Origin of the sequence: Pedobacter sp. PLR (assembly GCF_026239675.1) — a bacterium.
Taxonomy (GTDB): domain Bacteria; phylum Bacteroidota; class Bacteroidia; order Sphingobacteriales; family Sphingobacteriaceae; genus Pedobacter.
The window spans coordinates 382409-403861 of the sequence record NZ_JAPIVQ010000005.1; the positions used below are offsets into that span (position 1 = coordinate 382409).

12 protein-coding genes are annotated in these 21453 nt (G+C 44.3%); all 12 read left to right on the plus strand.

The genetic code is table 11. The features are described from left to right. The first annotated feature begins 63 nt into the window (after positions 1-63). The 12 genes from OQX61_RS14655 (at position 64) to OQX61_RS14710 (ending at position 21448) form a co-directional block, all read left to right on the plus strand. Entirely contained in the window at positions 64-1815 is a 1752-nt protein-coding gene (locus tag OQX61_RS14655) for a RagB/SusD family nutrient uptake outer membrane protein (RefSeq protein ID WP_265842506.1), read from the plus strand. A gap of 61 nt (positions 1816-1876) precedes the next feature. Continuing rightward, positions 1877-3532, plus strand: coding sequence for a polysaccharide lyase (locus tag OQX61_RS14660; RefSeq protein WP_265842507.1), 1656 nt, complete (start codon positions 1877-1879; stop codon positions 3530-3532). Positions 3533-3536: 4 nt separating this feature from the next. Continuing rightward, positions 3537-6698, plus strand: coding sequence for a DUF6298 domain-containing protein (locus OQX61_RS14665; RefSeq protein ID WP_265842508.1), 3162 nt, complete (start codon positions 3537-3539; stop codon positions 6696-6698). Positions 6699-6701: 3 nt separating this feature from the next. Next, positions 6702-8129: a glycoside hydrolase family 140 protein gene (locus OQX61_RS14670; RefSeq protein WP_265842509.1), complete on the plus strand. Its 1428-nt coding sequence runs from the start codon at positions 6702-6704 to the stop codon at positions 8127-8129. Positions 8130-8206: 77 nt separating this feature from the next. Then, positions 8207-9055, plus strand: a complete 849-nt coding sequence (locus OQX61_RS14675) for a glycoside hydrolase family 43 protein (RefSeq protein ID WP_265842510.1) — start codon at positions 8207-8209, stop codon at positions 9053-9055. A gap of 34 nt (positions 9056-9089) precedes the next feature. Beyond that, positions 9090-10886, plus strand: a complete 1797-nt coding sequence (locus tag OQX61_RS14680; protein WP_265842511.1) for an exo-alpha-sialidase — start codon at positions 9090-9092, stop codon at positions 10884-10886. A gap of 9 nt (positions 10887-10895) precedes the next feature. Continuing rightward, entirely contained in the window at positions 10896-12338 is a 1443-nt protein-coding gene (locus tag OQX61_RS14685) for a sialate O-acetylesterase (protein ID WP_265842512.1), read from the plus strand. 16 nt (positions 12339-12354) lie between these two features. Next, positions 12355-15117: a glycoside hydrolase family 2 TIM barrel-domain containing protein gene (locus OQX61_RS14690; RefSeq protein ID WP_265842513.1), complete on the plus strand. Its 2763-nt coding sequence runs from the start codon at positions 12355-12357 to the stop codon at positions 15115-15117. Between the two features lie 34 nt (positions 15118-15151). Beyond that, complete coding sequence (locus OQX61_RS14695) at positions 15152-17896, plus strand: alpha-L-rhamnosidase (RefSeq protein ID WP_265842514.1); 2745 nt, start codon at positions 15152-15154, stop codon at positions 17894-17896. A 108-nt stretch (positions 17897-18004) separates the two neighbouring features. Next, the gene (locus OQX61_RS14700; protein ID WP_265842515.1) at positions 18005-19138 is read left to right on the plus strand and encodes a sialidase family protein; all 1134 of its coding nucleotides are present in this window, start codon (positions 18005-18007) and stop codon (positions 19136-19138) included. Beyond that, positions 19128-20546, plus strand: a complete 1419-nt coding sequence (locus OQX61_RS14705) for an acetylxylan esterase (RefSeq protein WP_265842516.1) — start codon at positions 19128-19130, stop codon at positions 20544-20546. The genes OQX61_RS14700 and OQX61_RS14705 overlap by 11 nt, the downstream gene beginning before the upstream one ends. Continuing rightward, positions 20543-21448 carry a sugar phosphate isomerase/epimerase family protein gene (locus tag OQX61_RS14710; RefSeq protein WP_265842517.1) on the plus strand — a complete coding sequence of 302 codons (906 nt, stop codon included), beginning with the start codon at positions 20543-20545 and terminating at the stop codon, positions 21446-21448. The genes OQX61_RS14705 and OQX61_RS14710 overlap by 4 nt, the downstream gene beginning before the upstream one ends. Positions 21449-21453 lie beyond the last annotated feature (5 nt).

Below are 21453 nucleotides of genomic sequence, written 5' to 3' on the forward strand. Positions count from 1 at the left end.
CTATTTATAAAATTATCTATAGCATGCCTCTTTATAATGATATGGGGAAGCTGCAAAAAAGTTTTGGATAAACAAGATCTCAAAACGATTCCGGGAGAGTTGATTTTCAATGACTCCACCCTGGCAGTGTTGAATGTGAATTACATTTATTCTCAGAATCTACCCAATTGGGGAGGAGAATCAGGTGGAAGCGTATCGGGTTCTGCAGGACAGTTATCCGATGAGGTTTCCGGAGAATCGAAGTTTTTTGAAGGAACTTTAACTAACAATGATGTAACGGATATCGGTACCGCACTGGATCCAAATAATAACTATGGAAAAATACGTAGCATCAATGATTTTTTACGTGATATAGAAACCGGAACCATACCTGCTGCAACTAAAAACAGGTTCAAAGCGCAGGTATTGTTTTTCAGAGCATACCGGTATTTTGATCTGGTTAGGTTGTATGGCGGAGTTCCGCTGGTACTGACCTCTCTTCCGGCAATTGGTGAAGACGCAAAGAATGAGGGAAAACTTCCAAGGAATTCTACCACAGAATGTATGAAGCAGATTATAGCTGATTTAGATACTGCGATTAAATATTTACCTGGCAGATGGAATGATCCTGCTTCAAACTGGGGTAGAATTACCAGTGGTGGGGCAGCCGCTTTTAAAGGGAGGGTATTGCTAACTTATGCCAGTCCACAGTTTAATCCTGGTGATTTGCAAACCAGATGGAAAGATGCTTATGATGCTAATCTACAGGCTTACACGTTGCTTGTGGCCAGTGGATTCGGGTTAAATTCGTCCTATGAGAATATGTGGTTTCCTGGTTCGGAAACTGCCAATCCGGAGGCCGTACTGGTAACCGGCTACAATAACTCTACCGGAGATCAAACCAGAAAAAACAACAGTTATGACAGAGCAACCAGACCATCTTATTTAGGTACCGGGGGTGGCTCTAATCAGCCAACATGGCAAATGGTGAAGGCCTATCCGATGAAAGATGGTAAAAAGCCAGGCACATCTGCTAAATATGTTTACGCAGATCAACAATTCTATAAAAACAGGGATCCAAGGTTTAATGCAACGATTGCATTTAATGGTGCCACCTGGAGGATAAATGGGAATGCCAATTATAAATTATGGACCTATTTTGCAGCGAACAAAACGGTGGAGCAAAAGGCCTCCGGAACAGGTTTTTATTGTCGTAAAGCAATAGATCCGGTGGTTAGTGCAGGGAATGATTTATATGTGGGCACAGATTGGCTGGAAATTCGTTTTGCAGAAGTCTTGCTAAACCTGGCGGAAAGTGCCGTTGGCATAAACAAGTTGAATGCAGCAGACGAGTCTTATAAAGGCTTAATTGATGTTAGAAAAAGAGCCGGGATTGAAGCTGGAGCAGATAACCTATATGGATTAACTGCAGGAATGTCCAGAGCACAACTATTTACCGCCTTACTTTATGAGCGTCAGATTGAATTTGCTTTCGAGGGAAAACGCTTCTGGGATTTAAGAAGATGGAAGCTGATCGAGAGCACTTTAAATGGTAAGAGAAGAACAAAAATGCAGATTAACCTGAAAACAGGTGCAAATATTCCTACCGCTGCAGATTTTGCCAACCCTGCCAGTCCAAAGTTCAGAGATGTAACCGATATTGATGTGGCTTATTCAACTTATTTCGAATTGGTAGAGAGTAATCTGGATACTAAATATGCGATCAACTGGAAACCGGAATATTACTTTTTTGGAATACCCGCGGGTTCTATAGCTAACAATCCAAACCTGACGCAAACGAATTTATGGGGTGGTTCATTTGATCCTCTAAAATAACCGACACCACCAAAGAGACGCTCGTTAAATACTTGCTAACCAAATTTTTAAAATGATACTGATGAACAAAAGAATTTTCCAATTCGCATTATCCGCAACACTGCTTGCTGCGGCGCCCTCAGCCTTTGCCCAATATCCTGAAATATCTCCTGAAGTAACAAAAGAATCAGGTGATATGATGAAGGAGGCCTACAGGCAATCTGATATCGCCTGGCAAAAAGCGCTCCCTGTGATTGAAAAGGAATCAAAAGAAGGTAAGCCCTATGTGCCATGGGCGGGCCGTCCGACTGATCTTCCGCAATCAGAAATCCCTGCTTTTCCGGGAGCTGAAGGTGGAGGTGCCTACAGTTTTGGTGGTCGTGGAGGCCGTGTAATTGTCGTTACCAATTTAAACGATAGTGGCCCGGGTTCTTTGCGTGATGCCTGTGAACAGGGTGGAGCAAGGGTTGTGGTATTTAATGTTGCTGGAATTATCCGCATCAAAACACCTTTGATTATCCGTGCGCCTTACATTACCATTGCTGGTCAGACTGCACCTGGCGATGGGGTTTGTATCGCTGGTGAATCAGTTTGGTTAAATACGCATGATGTGGTGGTTCGCTTTATGCGTTTCAGAAGGGGAGAAACTTTTGTGGGTCGCAGAGATGATGCCATTGGCGGGAATCCGGTAGGGAACATCATGATCGACCACGTATCAGCTAGCTGGGGACTGGATGAAAACATGTCTATGTACCGCCACATGTATAACGACAGCACCGGTAAAACGGAAGTGAAGCTGGCAACGGTAAACATCACCATTCAAAACTCTATCTTCTCTGAAGCTTTAGACACCTGGAACCATGCTTTTGGAAGCACGCTGGGTGGCGAGAATTGTAGCTTTATGCGTAACTTATGGGCTGATAATGGTGCCCGTAATCCTTCCATAGGATGGAACGGTATCTTCAATTTTGCAAACAACGTGGTATTTAACTGGAACAACCGCTCTACTGATGGCGGTGATTACACCGCTTTATACAATATCATCAACAATTATTACAAACCAGGTCCGGTAACGTCATTGAAAGACCCTATAAGCTACCGCATATTAAAGCCGGAATCAGGTCGTAGTAAATTGCCTTATGTGGTATTTGGTAGAGCCTATGTGGAAGGAAACATCATTGAAGGCAATGAAAAAGTAACTAAAAACAACTGGGATGGTGGTGTGCAGGTAGAGGACAAGAAAGGTGAGCTGATGTCATACGAACACGCTAAGCCTTATTTTGCAGCGATGCGCGTTAAGAAACCATTTCCAATGGCCCAAATGACCATTCTACCAACCATGGCCGCTCATAAGTATGTGCTGGCCAATGCTGGTGCAACTTTGCCAAAGCGTGACCCTGTTGATACGCGTGTGATTGAACAAGTGAGAACGGGTAAAATTGTTACGCCTGCAAATGTTAAATTGTCTGAGGCTGCGGATTTTAAACACCGTAGATTGCCAAAAGATTCTTATAAACTGGGCATCATTACCGATATCAGCCAGGTAGGTGGATATCCTGAATACAAGGGAACACCCTATCAGGACACAGATAACGATGGTATGCCGGATAGCTATGAAACAAAACAGGGATTGAATCCTAAAGATGCTGCTGATGCTGCGAAAATAACAAAAAGCGGTTATTCCAATATCGAAGTTTATTTAAATAGTGTTGTATCTGTAAAAACGGTTAAGCCATAATCTTATGAATACATTTTGGACAAATAAACCAAAGGTGATCCCTGCTTTGATTTACGCATTATGGATTTGCTTAAATGTGAGTCCGGCATTTGCCCAAAAAGTAAAAGTTGTAGAACCACCGAAACCTGTATTTCAAGGTAAGGATGGTAAATTGAATTATACACCTGATGAAAAAGGCAACCGCATTCCTGACTTCTCCTATGCCGGTTTCATGGCAGGAGCGCAGACTATTCCTGAGGCTACGGTTAAAGTAACCGTTCCCATAAGAGCTGGTGATGCCACTTTGAGCATCCAGTCGGCGCTGAATTATGTGGCGAAATTACCTTTGGGTAAGGATGGTTTAAGAGGTGCGGTGTTATTGGAAAAAGGTAAGTATGAAATTGCCGGGAGCTTAAAAATCAATGCCTCAGGGGTAGTTCTTCGCGGCAGCGGAACAGGAGCTTCCGGTACTTTATTACATGCCACAGGATTAGACCGGCTTGGTGTATTACGTATTTCAGGCCTGGATGATCGCCTGGAAGAAAAACCGGTGGATATCAGGGATCAATACGTACCCGTAAATGCCATGAAAATTACCCTGGCAAATGCGGCTGCGTTTAAACCCGGAGATCAGGTTATCGTTCACAGACCATCGCCTAAAAACTGGATAGCTGCCATTGGGACCGATCATTTTGGAGGAGGCATCACTTCCTTAGGATGGAAACCCGGACAACGTGATATTCAATGGGATCGGAAAATTGTTGCCGTTAATGGTAATGAGCTTACTCTGGATGCGCCTTTAACGACAGCTTTAGATGCTTTATATGGTGTCTCTACCGTTTCAAAATACAGCTGGAAAGGAAGAATTGAGCGTTCCGGTGTAGAAAACTTAAAATTACAGTCATCCTTTGATGATAAAAACCCTAAAGATGAATACCACCGCTGGACCGGTATTGCTCTGGAAAATATTAAAGATGGCTGGGTTCGGCAAATCGTATTTGAACATTTTGCAGGCTCTGTGGTAAGCGTACAGGAAAGCGCAAACAGGATTACTGTTGAAGATTGTAAATCTCTGTCTCCGGTTTCGGAAATAGGAGGAGAGCGTAGGTATACCTTTTTAACTGCTGGTGGGCAAACGCTTTTTCAACGACTATATTCGGAATATGGATACCACGATTTTGCGGTAGGATATTGCGCGCCGGGACCAAATGCTTTTGTGCAGTGCCAGGCTTATTTGCCCTATAGCTTTAGCGGAACAATCGACAGCTGGGCATCAGGGGTATTGTTTGATGTGGTGAACATTGAGGGACAAGCCCTGAGCTTTATGAACCGCGGACAAGACGGCCAGGGTGCTGGCTGGACGGCGGCAAATAGTATTTTTTGGCAATGTAGCGCGGCAAGAATTGATTGCTATCAGCCTCCGGGTGCTCAAAACTGGGCTTTTGGGAACTGGGCACAGTTTGCCGGTGATGGCTATTGGGATAGTTCTAATGAACAGATCCAGCCACGTAGTTTATATTATGCGCAATTGAGCGATAGGCTGGGACCACAGGTAGATGCACGTGCTTTTATGATGCCGGTGGAAACAGAAGCTTCGAGCAGTCCGCCGGTAGCCATTGCACAAAAATTAACAAAACTAGCGGTTAATCCTGCCAGACAACTCACAGATTATATAGATGAGGCGGCCGACAGACAAAAGATTTCTACCGCTACAAATGGTGCTAAAAGCATTGACAAAATTGGCATCGACAAAGCTCCTTTAGCCAGGCCGTTTGCAGCGATGTCTGTAAACAATGGCTGGGTGTTACGCGGCAATGCGGTAGTAACCGGAGACAGGCAGGATGTACAATGGTGGAACGGCAGCGCAAGACCCTATGGTTTAAAAAGCAGCAAACCACACCTTACCCGTTTTGTTCCCGGACGTTCAGGAAAAGGTTTGACAGATGACCTGGACCAGACAACGGACAGCATGCAAAAAGGCTCTCTAAAGATCTTAGACCATAATTATGGCTTATGGTACGATCGTCGCCGTGATGATCATCAACGCGTTAGAAGGATGGACGGAGAAGTCTGGACGCCTTTTTATGAACTCCCTTTTGCCAGAACCGGACAGGATAAAGCATGGGATGGTTTGAGTAAATACGACCTGAGCAAATATAACCTTTGGTATTGGAGCAGGCTAAAACAGTTTGCAGACCTTGCCGATCAAAAAGGATTGGTGCTGATTCATCAGCACTATTTTCAACACAATATCATTGAAGCAGGTGCGCATTATGCGGATTTCCCATGGCGTACCGCAAATAATATCAATAATCCAGGTTTCCCTGAACCGGTTCCTTATGCGGGTGATAAACGCATATTCATGGCCGAACAGTTTTATGATGTGAGCAATCCGGCACGCAGGGAATTACACCGCGCTTACATCCGTAAATGCCTTGATAATTTTAAAGACAATACCAGTGTTATTCAATCTATAGGTGCAGAATTTACCGGACCATTGCACTTTGTGCAGTTCTGGATAGATACCATTAACGAATGGGAAAAGGAAACCGGTAAACATCCGGTAATTGCCTTGAGTACCACTAAAGATGTACAGGATGCTATTCTTGCAGATCCGAAAAGGGCAGCCATTGTAGATCTGATCGATATCCGTTACTGGCATTATCAGGCAGATGGATCCACTTATGCCCCGGAAGGTGGACAAAACCTGGCACCACGTCAGCATGCCCGGTTGTTAAAACCAAAAAAGACTTCGTTTGAGCAGGTATACCGTGCCGTTTCTGAGTATCGTTTAAAATACCCGGAAAAAGCAGTGATCTACTCGGGCGACAATTATGATGCTTATGGCTGGGCTATTTTTATGGCTGGCGGCTCCCTTTCAAATGTTCCTGGTTTTGATCAATCCCTGCTTTCGGCAACTGCCGGAATGAAACCTATAACACTGAAGGGAAAAACGGATGGTCAGTATGTATTGGCCAACCCAGGGAAAAGCTATGTGATTTACAATAACTCGGCTGCTCCGGTAAATCTTGATTTAACGCAGGCAGCTGGCAATTTCAGCGTAAAAAGAATTAACCCGGATAGCGGCGCTATCCTCGGAGCAGAAAAAGTTAAAGGCGGTACAACCATTTCATTAAACAAACTTTCTCCGGCAACAGGCGAGATCGTTTTCATCAACAAAATTTAAAATATGAGTACAATATATACAAGGATAGTTTTATTTGTCATGATTTCGGCAGCTGTATTCGCCTGCACGTCAGATAAAAAGCCAGTGCCAGCTAAACCTTTACAGGTTTCAGAAAATGGCCGGTATTTTATTGGGGAAGATGGAAAACCCTTTTTCTGGCTGGGGGATACTGCCTGGCTTTTGTTTAATAAACTGACGCGTGAACAAGCAGACCAATACCTGGAAGACCGCAAGCAAAAAGGCTTTAACGTGGTGCAGGCAATGGTATTGCATACCGTTCCTTCTGTAAATATTTACGGTGATTCCTCTTTAATTAATGGGAATGTTGCTACACCAGCCCTCACCAAAGGAAGTGATTTTACCGATGCTACGCAATACGATTTCTGGGACCATATCGACTATATCGTAGACAAGGCCAAAGAAAAAGGCATCTTCATGGCCCTGGTGCCGGTTTGGGGAACCAATGTTAAAAACAATAAAGTAAGCACTGAACAGGCAAAGATTTATTCGGAGTTTCTGGCTAAAAGGTATAAAGATAAAACCAACATCATCTGGTTAAATGGCGGTGACATCAAAGGCTCTGACAAGCTGGAGGTCTGGAATGTTATCGGCAATACCTTAAGGGCTAATGATCCAAATCACCTGATCACGTTCCACCCAAGAGGAAGAACAGCTTCCTCAGAATGGTTCCAGGACGCCAGATGGATGGATTTTAATATGGTACAGTCGGGCCACCGTCGCTACGATCAGGACACTTCAGCTAAAGAAAAATGGCATTACGGAGAGGATAACTGGAAGTATGTGGAAAAGGATTACCAGCTGAAACGAGTGATGCCAACCATTGATGGAGAACCTTCTTACGAAGGGATTCCACAAGGACTACACAATGTTAAAGAAATAAGATGGAATGATGCAGATGTGAGAAGATATGGATACTGGTCGGTTTTTGCAGGTGCTTTTGGCTATACCTATGGCGATAATTCGGTGATGCAAATGTATGATCCGAAAACAAAGGATGCCGCATATGGCGCCAGCAAGCCCTGGCAGGATGCCCTGAATGATCCTGGAGCCGGACAGATGATCCATTTGAAAAATCTGATGCTTTCGCGGAATAAGGAGGATAAAGCTGCTGGTTATTTTGACAGGCTGCCCGATCAATCCGTAATTGCCGGAGAAAACGGGGAGAAATATAACCGCTTACTGGCAACCAGAACCAACGATTATATTTTCGTATACACTTATAACGGCCGCATTATCCCTTTGAAAATGGGCGTGATTGCAGGAGATCAGCTGAAGGCTTCCTGGTTCGATCCACGTAATGGAAAAACTACCCTGATCGGTCATGTTGACAATAAAGGTATCCATGAATTTGATCCTCCGGGCACAGAGAAGAATGGCAATGATTGGGTATTGATCCTTGATAAGATATAATGAACAGCGCTAATTTCTACTATTTTCTGTTGCTGGCATTGCTGCTTAGCTTCAGCGCATGCTCTAAAAAAGCATATGTGTTCACCTCATTTCATGAGCCTGCTAACGAAGGCCTGAGGATGTTGTATAGCTATGATGGGTATAAATGGACTGCACTGAATAAGATTTTAATGAAGCCGGAAATTGGTAAGCAAAAGATTATGCGTGATCCTTCTATGCTGAAAGGGCCTGATGGTGTTTTTCATCTGGTCTGGACATCAGGTTGGAAAGGCGATAGCGGCTTTGGTTACGCCAGTTCTAAAGATCTGATCAACTGGTCCCCACAGCAATTCATTCCGGTATTGCAAAATGAACCGACTACCGTAAATGTATGGGCACCGGAATTGTTTTATGATGAGGTTAAAAAGGAATACATCATTATCTGGGCTTCCACTATTCCAAATCGCTTTGAGAAAGGACAGGAAGCCGAAGACAATAACCATAGGATGTATGCCATTACGACCAAAGATTTCAAAACATTTTCGGAAGCTAAGCTATTTCTTGAACCTGGTTACAGTGTTATTGATGTCGTAATTGTAAAGAAGGCAACAGCCGATTATGTATTGGTTTTGAAAGACAATACCAGACCAGAGCGGAACCTGAAAATTGCGAGAGCAAAGTCGGCATTAGGCCCCTATACCGGGATCTCTAAGCCCTTTACAGGCACACTTACAGAAGGACCAGGTGTGGTAAAAATAGGGAAAGACTGGTTGATCTATTATGATGCCTATGGCGAGAAAAGGTACGCCGCCCTAAAAACCCGGGACTTTAAAAATTTTAAAGATGTTTCTGCGGAAACGGTAATTCCTAAAGGCCATAAACATGGAACCATAGTGACAGTTAACAGAAGGACAATTGAGAGTTTGAAAAATAATGAAGATAAATAAGACAATTTGGTTAGCCCCTGCATTATTCATACTGATGCAAGCAGCACAAGCGCAAGATACCTTACGGTACACCGGTCGCTCACTGGTCAATGCCGATTATCACAATGGTCAGCTTGTGCCTGCTGTTGGGGTGCATAATGTTCAGACTTTCAGGGCAAACAGGGAACACCCTGAGCTTGCCGGAGGATTAAACTGGACTTATAACCATGCCCCGATGCTGGCTTACTGGAACAATACCTTTTACCTGGAATACCTGAGTGATCCTGTTGGGGAGCACATCCCGCCAAGTAGAACCCTGCTCCAAACCTCTAAAGATGGATACAACTGGTCTAAACCAGCCATCATTTTTCCTCCTTATAAAATTCCTGACGGATGGGTTAAGAAAGACTATCCGGGGGTCGCTAAAGACCTTTATGCCACCATGCACCAGCGTGTTGGCTTCTACGTTTCTAAAGCAGATCGCTTTTTTGCCTTAGCCTACTACGGCATTGCAATGGACAAAAAAGACGATCCTAATGATGGAAAAGGAATAGGAAGAGTGATCAGGGAGATTAAAAAAGACGGGTCTTACGGGCCAATCTATTTTCTCAGACCAAATAGTAGCTGGGATATGAAACATGCCGTTTATCCATTCTATACGACTAGTAAGGATAAAGGATTTGTAGCCGCCTGTAATGAAATTCTGAACAGCCCCTTAATGATGCAGCAAATGGTAGAAGAGGCCGATAGAAACGATCCTTTAATTCCATTAAACAGACCTGTAAAGGCATTTAGCTATTATCATTTACCCAATGGGAAAGTGGTTGGCTTATGGAAACATGCCTTGACTTCTGTGAGTCCTGATGGTGGTAAAACCTGGAATTATACGCCTTTGAGAGCACCGGGTGTGGTCAATAGCAATGCTAAAATCTGGGGACAACGTACCTCAGACGGGCGTTTTGCTATCGTTTATAATCCTTCAGAATTCCGCTGGCCATTGGCAGTCTCTACCAGCGATGATGGTCTGGATTATAAAGATCTTTTATTGGTTAACGGCGAAATCTCGCAAATGCGGTATGGTGGTAATTATAAATCTTATGGTCCACAGTATATCAGAGGGATACTGGAAGGCAATGGCCAGCCAGACAAGCAAAATATGTGGCTTACCTATAGCATGAACAAGGAAGATATCTGGGTGGCAAAAGTTCCTGTTCCGGTAACTTCTAAAGTGTCCGGGTCAGCTGATGAGGATTTTAACGCCCTTCCTGATGGACAGGAGCTTAAGCTATGGAACACTTTTAGTCCGCTGTGGGCATCCGTTAAAATCGAAAAAGCCCCCGATGGGACAAAGGCACTTACCCTGAGCGATCAGGATCCCTATGATTTTGCAAAAGCAGAAAGAGTAATTCCGGCAGCAAGAAAAGTAAAGGTAGAATTTACGGTAATCCCTGCGCAAAATAACACAGGCTCCTTGCAAGTCGAATTTCAGGATGCCAAAGGAACCGCTGCGGCCAGACTGATTTTTGATGCAGATGGCGAACTGAGCGCTAAAGTAGGCTACCGCAATTCAGGGATTATGAAATACGAAGCCGGAAAAACATACCAGATTCGTATAGAACTGGATATGAACAAACGCATGTACAATATTTTTATAAACGGAGAAAGTAAAGGCACAAGGCTCATGTTCGCACCTGTAGCTTCATTTGAGCGTGTGGTGTTCAGAACCGGTGATGTGCGTCGTTTCCCTGATGTGGAAACGCCTACAGATCAGGATTACGATCTGAAAGATCCCGGAACGCCGGTTAAACAAGCAGTCTATTTTATCAAATCATTAAAAACAACCGCATTTTAAGCTACAGCTATGGTGGGTCTAAAAAGATATATACTGTTGTTCGCATGCTCCGTAATGGGGATTGAGGCTGGTGCGAAAGTGCTTTTGCCTCAGATTCTTTCCAGTAATATGGTTTTGCAACGCGATAAACCTTTAAATATCTGGGGTTTTGGAGCTTCAGGTGAAGCGGTAAGCGTCAGCTTTGCCGGTCAGCAGAAACAAACAATAACCGATGCGGAGGGCAAATGGAAAGTAGTTTTAGCACCTTTAAAAACTTCAGCTGTTCCGGCCGCTATGACCATTAAAGGTTCAAATACCATTGTACTGGATAACATTCTGGTAGGGGAAGTCTGGCTTTGCTCCGGGCAATCGAACATGGAGTATGCCATGCGCAAACTTGCGAAGGTGAAAAAGCCCTTAAATGAAAAGCTGGGTTATCCGGTAGATGAACTCGCAAAGGCCAATAATCCGCAAATCCGTATCTTTTTAGTGAACCGCAAGGAATTGATTAAACCAGACTCGCTCCATAAAAGTTGGAGCGTAGCTCAGGATTCTGCGTTAAAGAACTTCTCCGCAGCAGGTTATTTCTTTGCCAAAGAATTACAGGAGGAATTGAATGTGCCGGTAGGCATGATCTCTTCGGCCGTTAGCGGTAGTGCGATCGAGCCATGGATCCCTAAAGAAAGTCTGGAAACGGGCTATTTTAAAGACCGGAAACCGGGCAATGACCCCGGTAAGTTTTATGCCCCGATGATCGAACCTTTAACGCCATTCGCTATACGCGGGTTTTTGTGGTATCAGGGAGAAACCAATTGCTTTTTGAAAGAAAATATCAGCTATAGCTATAAAATGAAGGCATTGATCGATAGCTGGAGAACGGCATGGAAAGAAGATTTGCCTTTTTACTATGTGCAAATTGCGCCTTTTAACTACTCGGGCAGCAAAGGGAAAGTCCTGCTGGATGCGCAAACAGAACCTGAGTTTTGGGAAGCACAGGCGCAATTGCTGAGAATGCCAAATACCGGCATGGTCATTACCACCGATTTGAACGACTATCCGGAGGATCTCCATCCAAATTATAAATGGGAAATCGGTAGGAGGCTGGCTTTATGGGCTTTGGCGAATACTTACGATAAGAAAATCAACTATTCCGGTCCGATGTATAAATCCGTAACTTTTAAAGGAGCAAACGCAGAACTTGAATTTACACATAACGGAAAAGGTCTGCTTACTGCAGATGGGAAAACTTTAGACTGTTTTACTATCGCTGCTGCGGATGGCAAATTTGTACCTGCCCGGGCTGTGATTAAAGGAGACAAGCTCATCGTTTCTGCAAAAGGACTGAAGAAACCTGCCGCAGTACGCTTTGGATGGGATGAGGCAATGCGCCCTAACTTATACAATAAAGATGGCCTGCCTGCATTGCCATTCAGAACCGATAACCCCCTTACGAATCAATTTAAACCGATATAACTGAGATCCCCTGATCATGAAGCTGACACCGATCCTTTCTTTTATTTTTCTGATGCTATTTACTGCTGCCCATGGCCAGCAAACCAAACAATTTTATTTATCCGGCACTGGAAATGACGATACCGTTAAATGGGATTTTTTCTGTACTGCCGGTATGAATTCCGGGAAATGGAGCAGCATAGCGGTGCCTTCAAACTGGGAGTTACAAGGTTTTGGGAAGTATGATTATGGTTTTGCCAAAGACAGCGTAAGAGGAAAAGAACAAGGTTTATACAAGTATAATTTTAAGGTTCCTGCCGGCTGGAAAGGAAATAAAATCAACATTGTATTTGAAGGATCGATGACGGATACGGAAGTAAAAATCAATGGTAAATCTGCCGGTCCAGTTCACCAGGGGGCTTTTTATGCCTTTCGTTATGACATTACTCCCTTGTTAAAACATGGTTCTGATAACCTGCTCGAAGTAAAAGTCTCCAAACATTCCGCTAATCAATCTGTGAATGAAGCAGAGCGTAAAGCCGATTTCTGGATATTCGGGGGCATATTCAGACCTGTTTATCTGGAAGCATTACCGGTACAGCACATCCGTAATATAGCCATAGCTGCGAAAGCAGATGGGCAGTTTAAAGCAAATGCGGAGCTGGTTGGCAATGCCGATAAAGTAAGCTTGCAGTTGTATACTGCCGGCGGTCAGAAATATGGAGCGCCAATCCACAAAGAAATTAAAAAAGGCGAGACATCACTTAGCCTTTCCGGAACATTTCAAAAGCCTGAATTGTGGTCTTCGGAGTTTCCAAACCTCTATACCGCCACCATTACCCTATACCGGAAAAACACACCTGTTCATACGATCTCTAAAAAGATTGGCTTTAGAACAGTTGAGGTCAAACCAAGGGATGGGATTTATGTAAATGGCGTTAAAATCAAGTTTAAAGGCGTAAACAGACATTCTTTTCGCCCGGAATCCGGCAGAACGCTGAGTAAAAAGAACAGTATTGAAGATGTGGAACTGATGAAGGAAATGAACATGAATGCGGTACGTATGTCGCATTACCCTCCTGACGGGCACTTTCTGGAGGTTTGTGATTCATTGGGTTTGTATGTGATGGATGAACTTGCAGGATGGCACGGACATTATGATACCCCAACCGGAACAAAACTGCTGAAAGAAATGCTACAGCATGATGTCAACCATCCTTCGATTGTCATTTGGGCTAACGGAAATGAGGGTGGACACAATCTGGAACTGGATCATTTATTCGCGGAAGGAGATATTCAAAAGCGTCCTCTGATTCATCCCTGGGAAGATTTTAACGGTTTTGATACCCAGCATTATCGTGAATATAATTATGGCATAGGGAATTATAGACATGGCCACAGCATTGTGATGCCTACTGAATTTCTGCACGGGATGTTTGATGGTGGCCATGGGGCCGGCCTGGAAGACTACTGGAATGACATGCTGCAAAATCCGCTTTCGGCAGGAGGTTTCCTATGGGATTTCGCCGATCAGGGGGTACTGCGTACCGATAAGAACAATATTATTGATGCAGATGGTAGTAGCGGGGCAGATGGCATAGTAGGCCCGTACCATGAAAAAGAAGGTAGCTATTTTGCAATTAAGGAAATATGGAGCCCTGTATTCTTTGAGCAAAGGGAAATGACCGCTGGGTTTGATGGCATATTTAATGTAGAAAACCGTTACCATTTTGCCAATCTGAATACCTGTAGGTTCGACTGGAAACTAAAAAAACTAAAAGATAAACAGGAGCTTAGCGGAAAGGCGAAATCACCGGACGTCAAGCCATTGGAGAAAGGTAAACTGAACCTATCGCTGCCGAAAGACTGGACTTCCTATGAGGTATTGTACATTACTGCTTCTGATGTTCATGGAAAAGAATTGTATACCTGGAGTTTCCCAATCACGCTTCCTAAAACAGCCGCATTGGCAATGGTTAAAAAAGAGGGCGCCACTGCCGCAACGCTTAAAGAAACAGATTCCCTGTTTATCGCCTCTGCAAATGGAGTGTCTATGAGTTTCAGTAAATTAACAGGGGTTCTTCGAGAGGTTCGCAATGAAAAGGGGTTAATTCCTTTTGCAAACGGACCAGTGATTCAGGAAGGGGCAACTAATTTCAAAAACATCAGTCACAGGATGGAAGGGCAGAACCTGATTATCGCTTCTGCTTTCGACAGAAAGAACAGCTACAATACTTTACAATGGACAATTTATCCTTCGGGGATGTTAAAACTGGAAGTGAAATATTTTCCTGCGGAATACCTGACGAACTATATCGGACTGAATTTTTCTTTTCCTGAAGATCAGATGAAGGGTGTCGAATATATGGGGAGAGGACCGCATAGGGTCTGGAAGAACCGCCTGAAAGGAAATGAGTTTGGCATATGGAAAAAGGACTATAACGACACGGAAACAGGTGAAGCCTGGGTGTATCCGGAGTTTAAAGGCTACCATTCCAATATGTACTGGTGTAAATTTATAACGAAGGATCAGCCTTTTACGGTGATTACCGAAAATGAAGATGTCTTTTTAAGACTCTTTAGTGCTGCTTTTAAAACCGACCAATGGCACAATTATGAGCCGCTTTTTCCTTCCGGGGATATCTCCTTTATGCAGGGAATTCCAGGCATTGGGACCAAAACACAAAGAGCAGATAGAAGCGGGCCGATGGCCATGAAGAATATCTTTTATGATTACGAGAAAGATCCGGCCAGGGCATTGGCGCTAACGCTGTATTTTGATTTCCTGAGCGGTAATTAACCAATAAAACTGACTGTCAAAGAACCTGAACCAAATGAAGCTTAAACGATATATTGTTCTTATTGCTATCCTGACCCTGTATTGCAGCTTGCTGTCAGCACAGGTGGCCTTACAGAATCCTCGTACTGAACTATTGGTAAACCCTTTGGGGATAGATGTGCTACAGCCGCGGTTAAGCTGGGAAATCGTGTCCAAATCGCGGGGCGTGTTCCAAACGGCATATCAGGTATTGGTGGCTTCTACGCCGGAGAAACTGGCTTCCGGAAATGGAGATCTCTGGGATTCCGGAAAAAAGAGCGCTGATCAGTCTCTGAATGTAATTTATGCGGGGAAGCCATTGAAAAGCCGCGACAAATGCTATTGGAAGGTAAAGGTCTGGACCAATAATGGCGATAGCGAATGGAGCGAACCGGCTTTATGGACCATCGGATTATTGAACTATGTGGACTGGAAAGGCAGATGGATCGGATTGGATAAATCATTCCCATGGGATAATGAAGGGCAGTTTTCACGCTTGTCCGCCCGCTATTTCCGTAAAGAGTTTACAGCTAAGAAAACTGTTAAAACTGCCACTGTCTATTTGATTGGCCTTGGACTCTATGAGTTGTACATCAACGGTAAAAAGATTGGAGATCAGGTATTGGCACCGGTTCCTACAGATTATAATGTAGGGGTAAAATACAACACCTTTGATGTTACCAAACAACTAAAAGAAGGTAAAAATGCCATTGGAACCGTGTTGGGGAACGGCCGTTATTATACCATGCGTCAGGATTATAAGCCTTATAAGATTAAAACCTTCGGCTACCCTAAGATGCTGATGAATATGGAGCTGGAGTATATGGATGGTACTAAAGAGTTGATCAGTACAGATGATACCTGGAAAGTAACGGCGGATGGCCCCATTCGTACCAATAATGAATATGATGGCGAGGAATATGACGCGACAAAAGAACTATCGGGATGGAATATTAGTGGATACAATGACCAAAGCTGGTTAAAGGCCCAATATGTTCAGGAAGCAGGAGGCATGCCCGAAGCGCAGATGAGCAGCAACATGAAAGTGATGGAAACGTTAAAACCATTTGCGATCTCTAAGTTAAAATCCGGTGTTTTTATCCTGGATATGGGACAAAATATGGCGGGATGGATTAGAATGAGAGTTAAAGGCCAGCGTGGAGATAAAGTACAACTCCGTTTTGGAGAGAGCTTAATGGCTGATGGAAGTTTATATGTCGAGAATCTGCGCGATGCCAAAGTAACGGACAGTTATACCCTAAAAGGTGGGCTTTCGGAAAGCTGGGAACCTTCATTTGTATACCATGGTTTCCGTTATGTAGAGGTTACAGGCTATCCGGGTATACCTGATTTAACAGATTTTGATGGCCGTGTGGTTTATGATGACATCAAAACCACAGGGGTATTCCAGACTTCCAATGCGACCATCAATCAGGTTTATAAAAACGCGTATTGGGGCATAAAAAGCAATTACAAAGGGATGCCGGTGGATTGTCCACAGCGTAACGAGCGCCAGCCCTGGTTGGGAGACCGGACTACCGGAGCTTATGGTGAAGCCTTTATTTTTGACAATGGTCGCCTGTATGCGAAATGGCTGGATGATATCCAACAGGCTCAAAAGGCGGACGGGAGCATCCCTGATGTCGCTCCTGCGTTTTGGCGCTATTACGGCGATAATGTGACCTGGCCGGGGACCTATCTTTCTGTCGCGGATATGCTCTATCAGCAGTATGCTGACGCGAAACCCATTGCAAAACATTACCCATCAATGAAAAAGTGGATGGATTACATGAGTGCTAAATACATGGAGGACTATCTGATCACCAAAGATAAATATGGAGATTGGTGTGTGCCACCCGAATCAAAGGAAATGATCCATTCTAAAGACCCTGCAAGAAATACGGATGGGGTCCTGATTGCTACGGCCACTTACTATAAAATGCTGTCGTTTATGCAGCGTTTTGCCCTCCTGTTGGATAAAACTGAGGATGTAAAGGCTTATGCGGCATTAGCAGAAAAGGTCAAAGCAGCCTTCAATAACAAGTTTTTAGACCAAAAAAAGGCTGTGTACGACAACAATACGGTAACGGCGAATCTTTTGCCACTTTCCTATGGTTTAGTGCCGGCAGAAAAGGCAGATCAGGTATTTAAGAACATCGTAGATAAGACCATGAACGAAAATAAAGGCCATATCAGTACCGGTGTGATTGGTACGCAGTGGTTAATGAGAGGCCTGAGTACTCATGGGCGTTCAGATATTGCTTACCAGTTAGCAACTAACCGTACTTATCCGGGTTGGGGTTACATGGCTGAAAATGGAGCCACTACCATCTGGGAGCTTTGGAATGGCAATACCGCCAGTCCGAAGATGAACTCGCAAAACCATGTGATGTTGCTGGGTGACCTGGTGATCTGGTATTATGAAAACCTTGCCGGAATTAAGGCTGGGGCACCGGGGTTTAAAATAATCACAATGAAACCTGAAATGATCAAAGGATTGGATAGCGTAAATGCAAGCTACAATTCGGTTCAGGGGCTGATTAAAAGCAGCTGGGTTAAGTCTGCAACCGCCTTTAAATGGGAGATCAGTATACCGGCTAATACTACCGCAAGGGTTAGTATTCCGGCGAAATCTGCAACACAGGTAAAGGAAGGTCAGCAGAAAGCCACTTCAGTAAAAGGAGTGAAATTTATCAAAATGGAATCGGATCGTGCGGTATTTGAGGTAGGATCAGGTGATTATTCATTTGTAGTGGAATAATAACCAGATGCTGGTCTGATTTGCTGGAAATTAGTCAGGTGGGTCAGTATCAAATGGAACAATTAAGACAGGAACAATAACCAATCATAAATTATTAAGCAGCATAACATGTTAAAAAGAAGAGCAAGGGTACTAAGTTTATTGATTTGTCTGGCAGGTATAGGCCTAAACGCACAGGCGCAGCAATGGCGCTCAGGGATCATAAAAGATGAGTTTTTGTATGAAAAAGCAGCTTTCCCATCTTGCCATTCCGCAACGATTGCAGAAACACCTACAGGCCTGGTAGCGGCGTATTTTGGTGGTACTAAAGAGCGTAACCCCGATGTAGAGATTTACATCAGCCGCGAAGTCAATGGAAAATGGTTAGCACCGGTTTCAGTGGCCAATGGTATACAGAGCGACAAATTAAGGCTGCCTACCTGGAATCCGGTATTGTATCAGGTGCCAGGTGGCGATTTATTACTCTTTTATAAAATAGGACCTAAGCCATCAGAATGGTGGGGCCTGATGCGTACTTCGAAGGACGGAGGAATCACCTGGTCTGAGGCCACAAAGCTGCCTGATGGCTACATTGGCCCGGTTAAAAACAAACCGGTACTGCTGAGTAATGGCAATTTGTTCGCTCCTTCGAGCAGGGAAGGCGATGGCTGGAAAGTACATTTTGAGGTCACCAAAGACAATGGCCAAACCTGGCGTAGCATCGGGCCAATCCCAACCGGCGGACTGGATGCCATACAACCAAGTCTGCTGGACCATGGGAAAGGTAAACTGCAGATTCTGGCAAGAAGCAAAAACAGGGCGCTGGTAGAATCCTGGTCTGTAGATAATGGCGAAACCTGGTCTCCGATCGCTAAAACTACTTTGCCAAATAATAACTCCGGTACCGATGCGGTGACTTTAAAAGACGGCCGTCAGGTGCTGGTTTACAACCATGTATTGCCTCCGGGAGATTTGGCTAAAGGGCCAAGAACACCTTTAAATGTCGCCATTTCTAAAGATGGTAAAACATGGTCCGCTGCTTTAATTCTGGAAGATTCCCCAATCAGTCAGTATTCTTATCCGGCGGTGATTCAGACCTCGGATGGTATGTTGCACTTTATTTACACCTGGAGAAGACAAAAGATCAAACACGTAGTAGTGGATCCCGCTAAATTGAAGCTGAAGAAGATAGAAAATGGCATCTGGCCAAAATTAAAAGGATATACCGCACCGGTGATTACAGACAGTAAAAATGAGGAATAATCAAATGAAAGGACCTGCTTTATTGCTTTCTATAGGGCTATCGCTGTTTTTAAGCAGGGCTGTTGCCCAAACGCAAAATTCCGACTCCCTATATCGACAGCCGCTTAAAACCGTCTTAACGGACATAGAAAGCCGATTTAAGGTGAAAATAAAATACAGTGACAACCAGGTGAACGACCGCTGGGTAAATTATGCCTTTTGGCGATTCCGACCTGATGTGGATGAAACACTAGGGAATGTATTGACCCCATTGGACCTAAAGGTGAACAAGGAGAAGCCAGGGGTTTACAAGCTAAAAGAATATGAATATTACCGCTGGCAGGTGCAGGAGGGGCAAAATACGCTGGATCATCTGGCTTCCCTTTCTCCAGGTAAAGACAGTTGGGAAAAGCGGAAGGCCTTAATAAAACCCGCTTTATACGAAGCGCAGCTATTATCTCCAATGCCTGCAAAGCCATTGTCAAAACCAATCATGACGCCAAAAAGGATCATGGATGGCTATTCCGTAGAGAACATCGCGATTGAAATATTACCGGGATTGTATGTGAACGGCTCTTTGTACAAGCCCTTAAAAATAAAAGGAAAGATTCCTGTGGTGCTGAGTCCGGATGGCCATTGGCCACAACAGCGTTACCGTGCAGATGCCCAGATTCGCTGTGCCATGATTGCTCGTATGGGCGCTATGGCCATTAGCTACGATCTTTTCGCCTGGGGCGAATCTCTGCTCCAGTTTAAAGTAGAAGACCATAGAAGAAGTCTGGCGCAAACGATGCAAACTTTAGGCGGTATCCGCATCCTCGATTATGTATTGTCCCTAAAAGAAACCGACCCGGCAAGGGTGGGGATTAGTGGTGGATCAGGTGGTGGAAGTCATACCGTTTTAATGGCTGCAATGGATGACCGGATCAAGTTGAGTGCTCCGGTAGTTTCTTTATCATCTTCATTCTATGGTGGTTGTCCCTGTGAAAGTGGAATGCCGGTTCACCTGTGTGCTGGCGGCACAAATAACGTGGAGATCGCCGCAATGGCAGCTCCAAACCCTCAGCTGATCGTCTCGGATGGCAAGGACTGGACGGTCACCGTACCGGAACATGATATGCCATTTCTGAAAACCATCTATGGCTATTATGGCCAGCCGCAACTGGTTTATAATGTTCATCTGCCGGAAGAAGGTCATGATTTTGGCCCTTCAAAACGTAAGGCCTTATATGACTTTTTGCTGCTACACTTTAAGCTCAGCGGGGCTGCAGTAAAGGATAAAACCGGAGCTTACGATGAAAGTAAATGTACCGTAGAAAAAGAGCCGGCAATGTATGTTTTTGGGGATAAAGGAGCGCGTTTGCCAGAAAATGCGATCAAAGGGTTTGAACAATTGGAACAGGTATTTAAAGCAAGTATATCGAAATGAAAGAACTAGAAAACCGCAGACAGTTTATTGGAAAACTTGTCCTCATAACAGGGGGACTACTATTAACCAACCAGTTTACCCGGGCTTATTCCCTTAAAGAACAGCGCTATAAAGTGGCGGTGATAGACCTAATGCTCCTGAAAAGACAGAAACTTGGTGCTTTGGAACTGAGTAAAGAAGTTGGCGCCGATGGTGTTGAACTGGATATGGGAGGTTTAGGTAACCGGGATACTTTCGACAATAAGCTGGCAGATCCAGTGATCAGGCAGCAATTTATCGATAAAGCCAAAGCGCTGAACCTGGAGATCTGTTCCCTGGCGATGACTGGTTTTTATGCCCAGTCGCTGGCTACCAGACCTACTTATCAGCAAATGATTGGCGATTGTATAACTACCATGAAAGCAATGAACGTAAAGGTGGCTTTTCTGCCTTTGGGCGTGCAGGGTGATTTAGTGAAAAACCCTGAACTGCGCCCTGCCATTGTAGAACGGCTGAAAGTAATCGGGAAAATGGCTAAAAAAGCAGGTGTAGTGATCGGTATTGAAACCGCATTAGATGCGCAAAATGAACTGCAATTGCTAAAGGATATAGGCTCAACGGGCGTTAAAAGCTACTTCAACTTCTCTAACGCGATAAAAAATGGCCGTGACCTGCATTCAGAATTGCGGACGTTGGGGAAAAAAAACATCGTTCAGATTCATTGTACCAATGATGATGGGGTATGGTTACAAAATGATCCTAAAATTGACATGAAAGCGGTTCGTAAAACCCTGGATGATATGGGCTGGAAAGGTTGGCTGGTGGTAGAACGCTCCAGGGATGCCACGCAACCGGGAAATGTAAAGGTGAATTTTAGCGCAAATACAGCGTATGTGAAATCTGTATTTCAATCCGATGTATAACAGGT

Bases quoted from the DNA above. Each gene is read 5' to 3' on its own strand.
- OQX61_RS14660 (WP_265842507.1), top strand. From the start codon at position 1,877: ATGAACAAAAGAATTTTCCAATTCGCATTATCCGCAACACTGCTTGCT.
- OQX61_RS14665 (WP_265842508.1), top strand. From the start codon at position 3,537: ATGAATACATTTTGGACAAATAAACCAAAGGTGATCCCTGCTTTGATT.
- OQX61_RS14670 (WP_265842509.1), top strand. From the start codon at position 6,702: ATGAGTACAATATATACAAGGATAGTTTTATTTGTCATGATTTCGGCA.
- OQX61_RS14680 (WP_265842511.1), top strand. From the start codon at position 9,090: ATGCAAGCAGCACAAGCGCAAGATACCTTACGGTACACCGGTCGCTCA.
- OQX61_RS14685 (WP_265842512.1), top strand. From the start codon at position 10,896: ATGGTGGGTCTAAAAAGATATATACTGTTGTTCGCATGCTCCGTAATG.
- OQX61_RS14690 (WP_265842513.1), top strand. From the start codon at position 12,355: ATGAAGCTGACACCGATCCTTTCTTTTATTTTTCTGATGCTATTTACT.
- OQX61_RS14695 (WP_265842514.1), top strand. From the start codon at position 15,152: ATGAAGCTTAAACGATATATTGTTCTTATTGCTATCCTGACCCTGTAT.
- OQX61_RS14700 (WP_265842515.1), top strand. From the start codon at position 18,005: ATGTTAAAAAGAAGAGCAAGGGTACTAAGTTTATTGATTTGTCTGGCA.
- OQX61_RS14705 (WP_265842516.1), top strand. From the start codon at position 19,128: ATGAGGAATAATCAAATGAAAGGACCTGCTTTATTGCTTTCTATAGGG.
- OQX61_RS14710 (WP_265842517.1), top strand. From the start codon at position 20,543: ATGAAAGAACTAGAAAACCGCAGACAGTTTATTGGAAAACTTGTCCTC.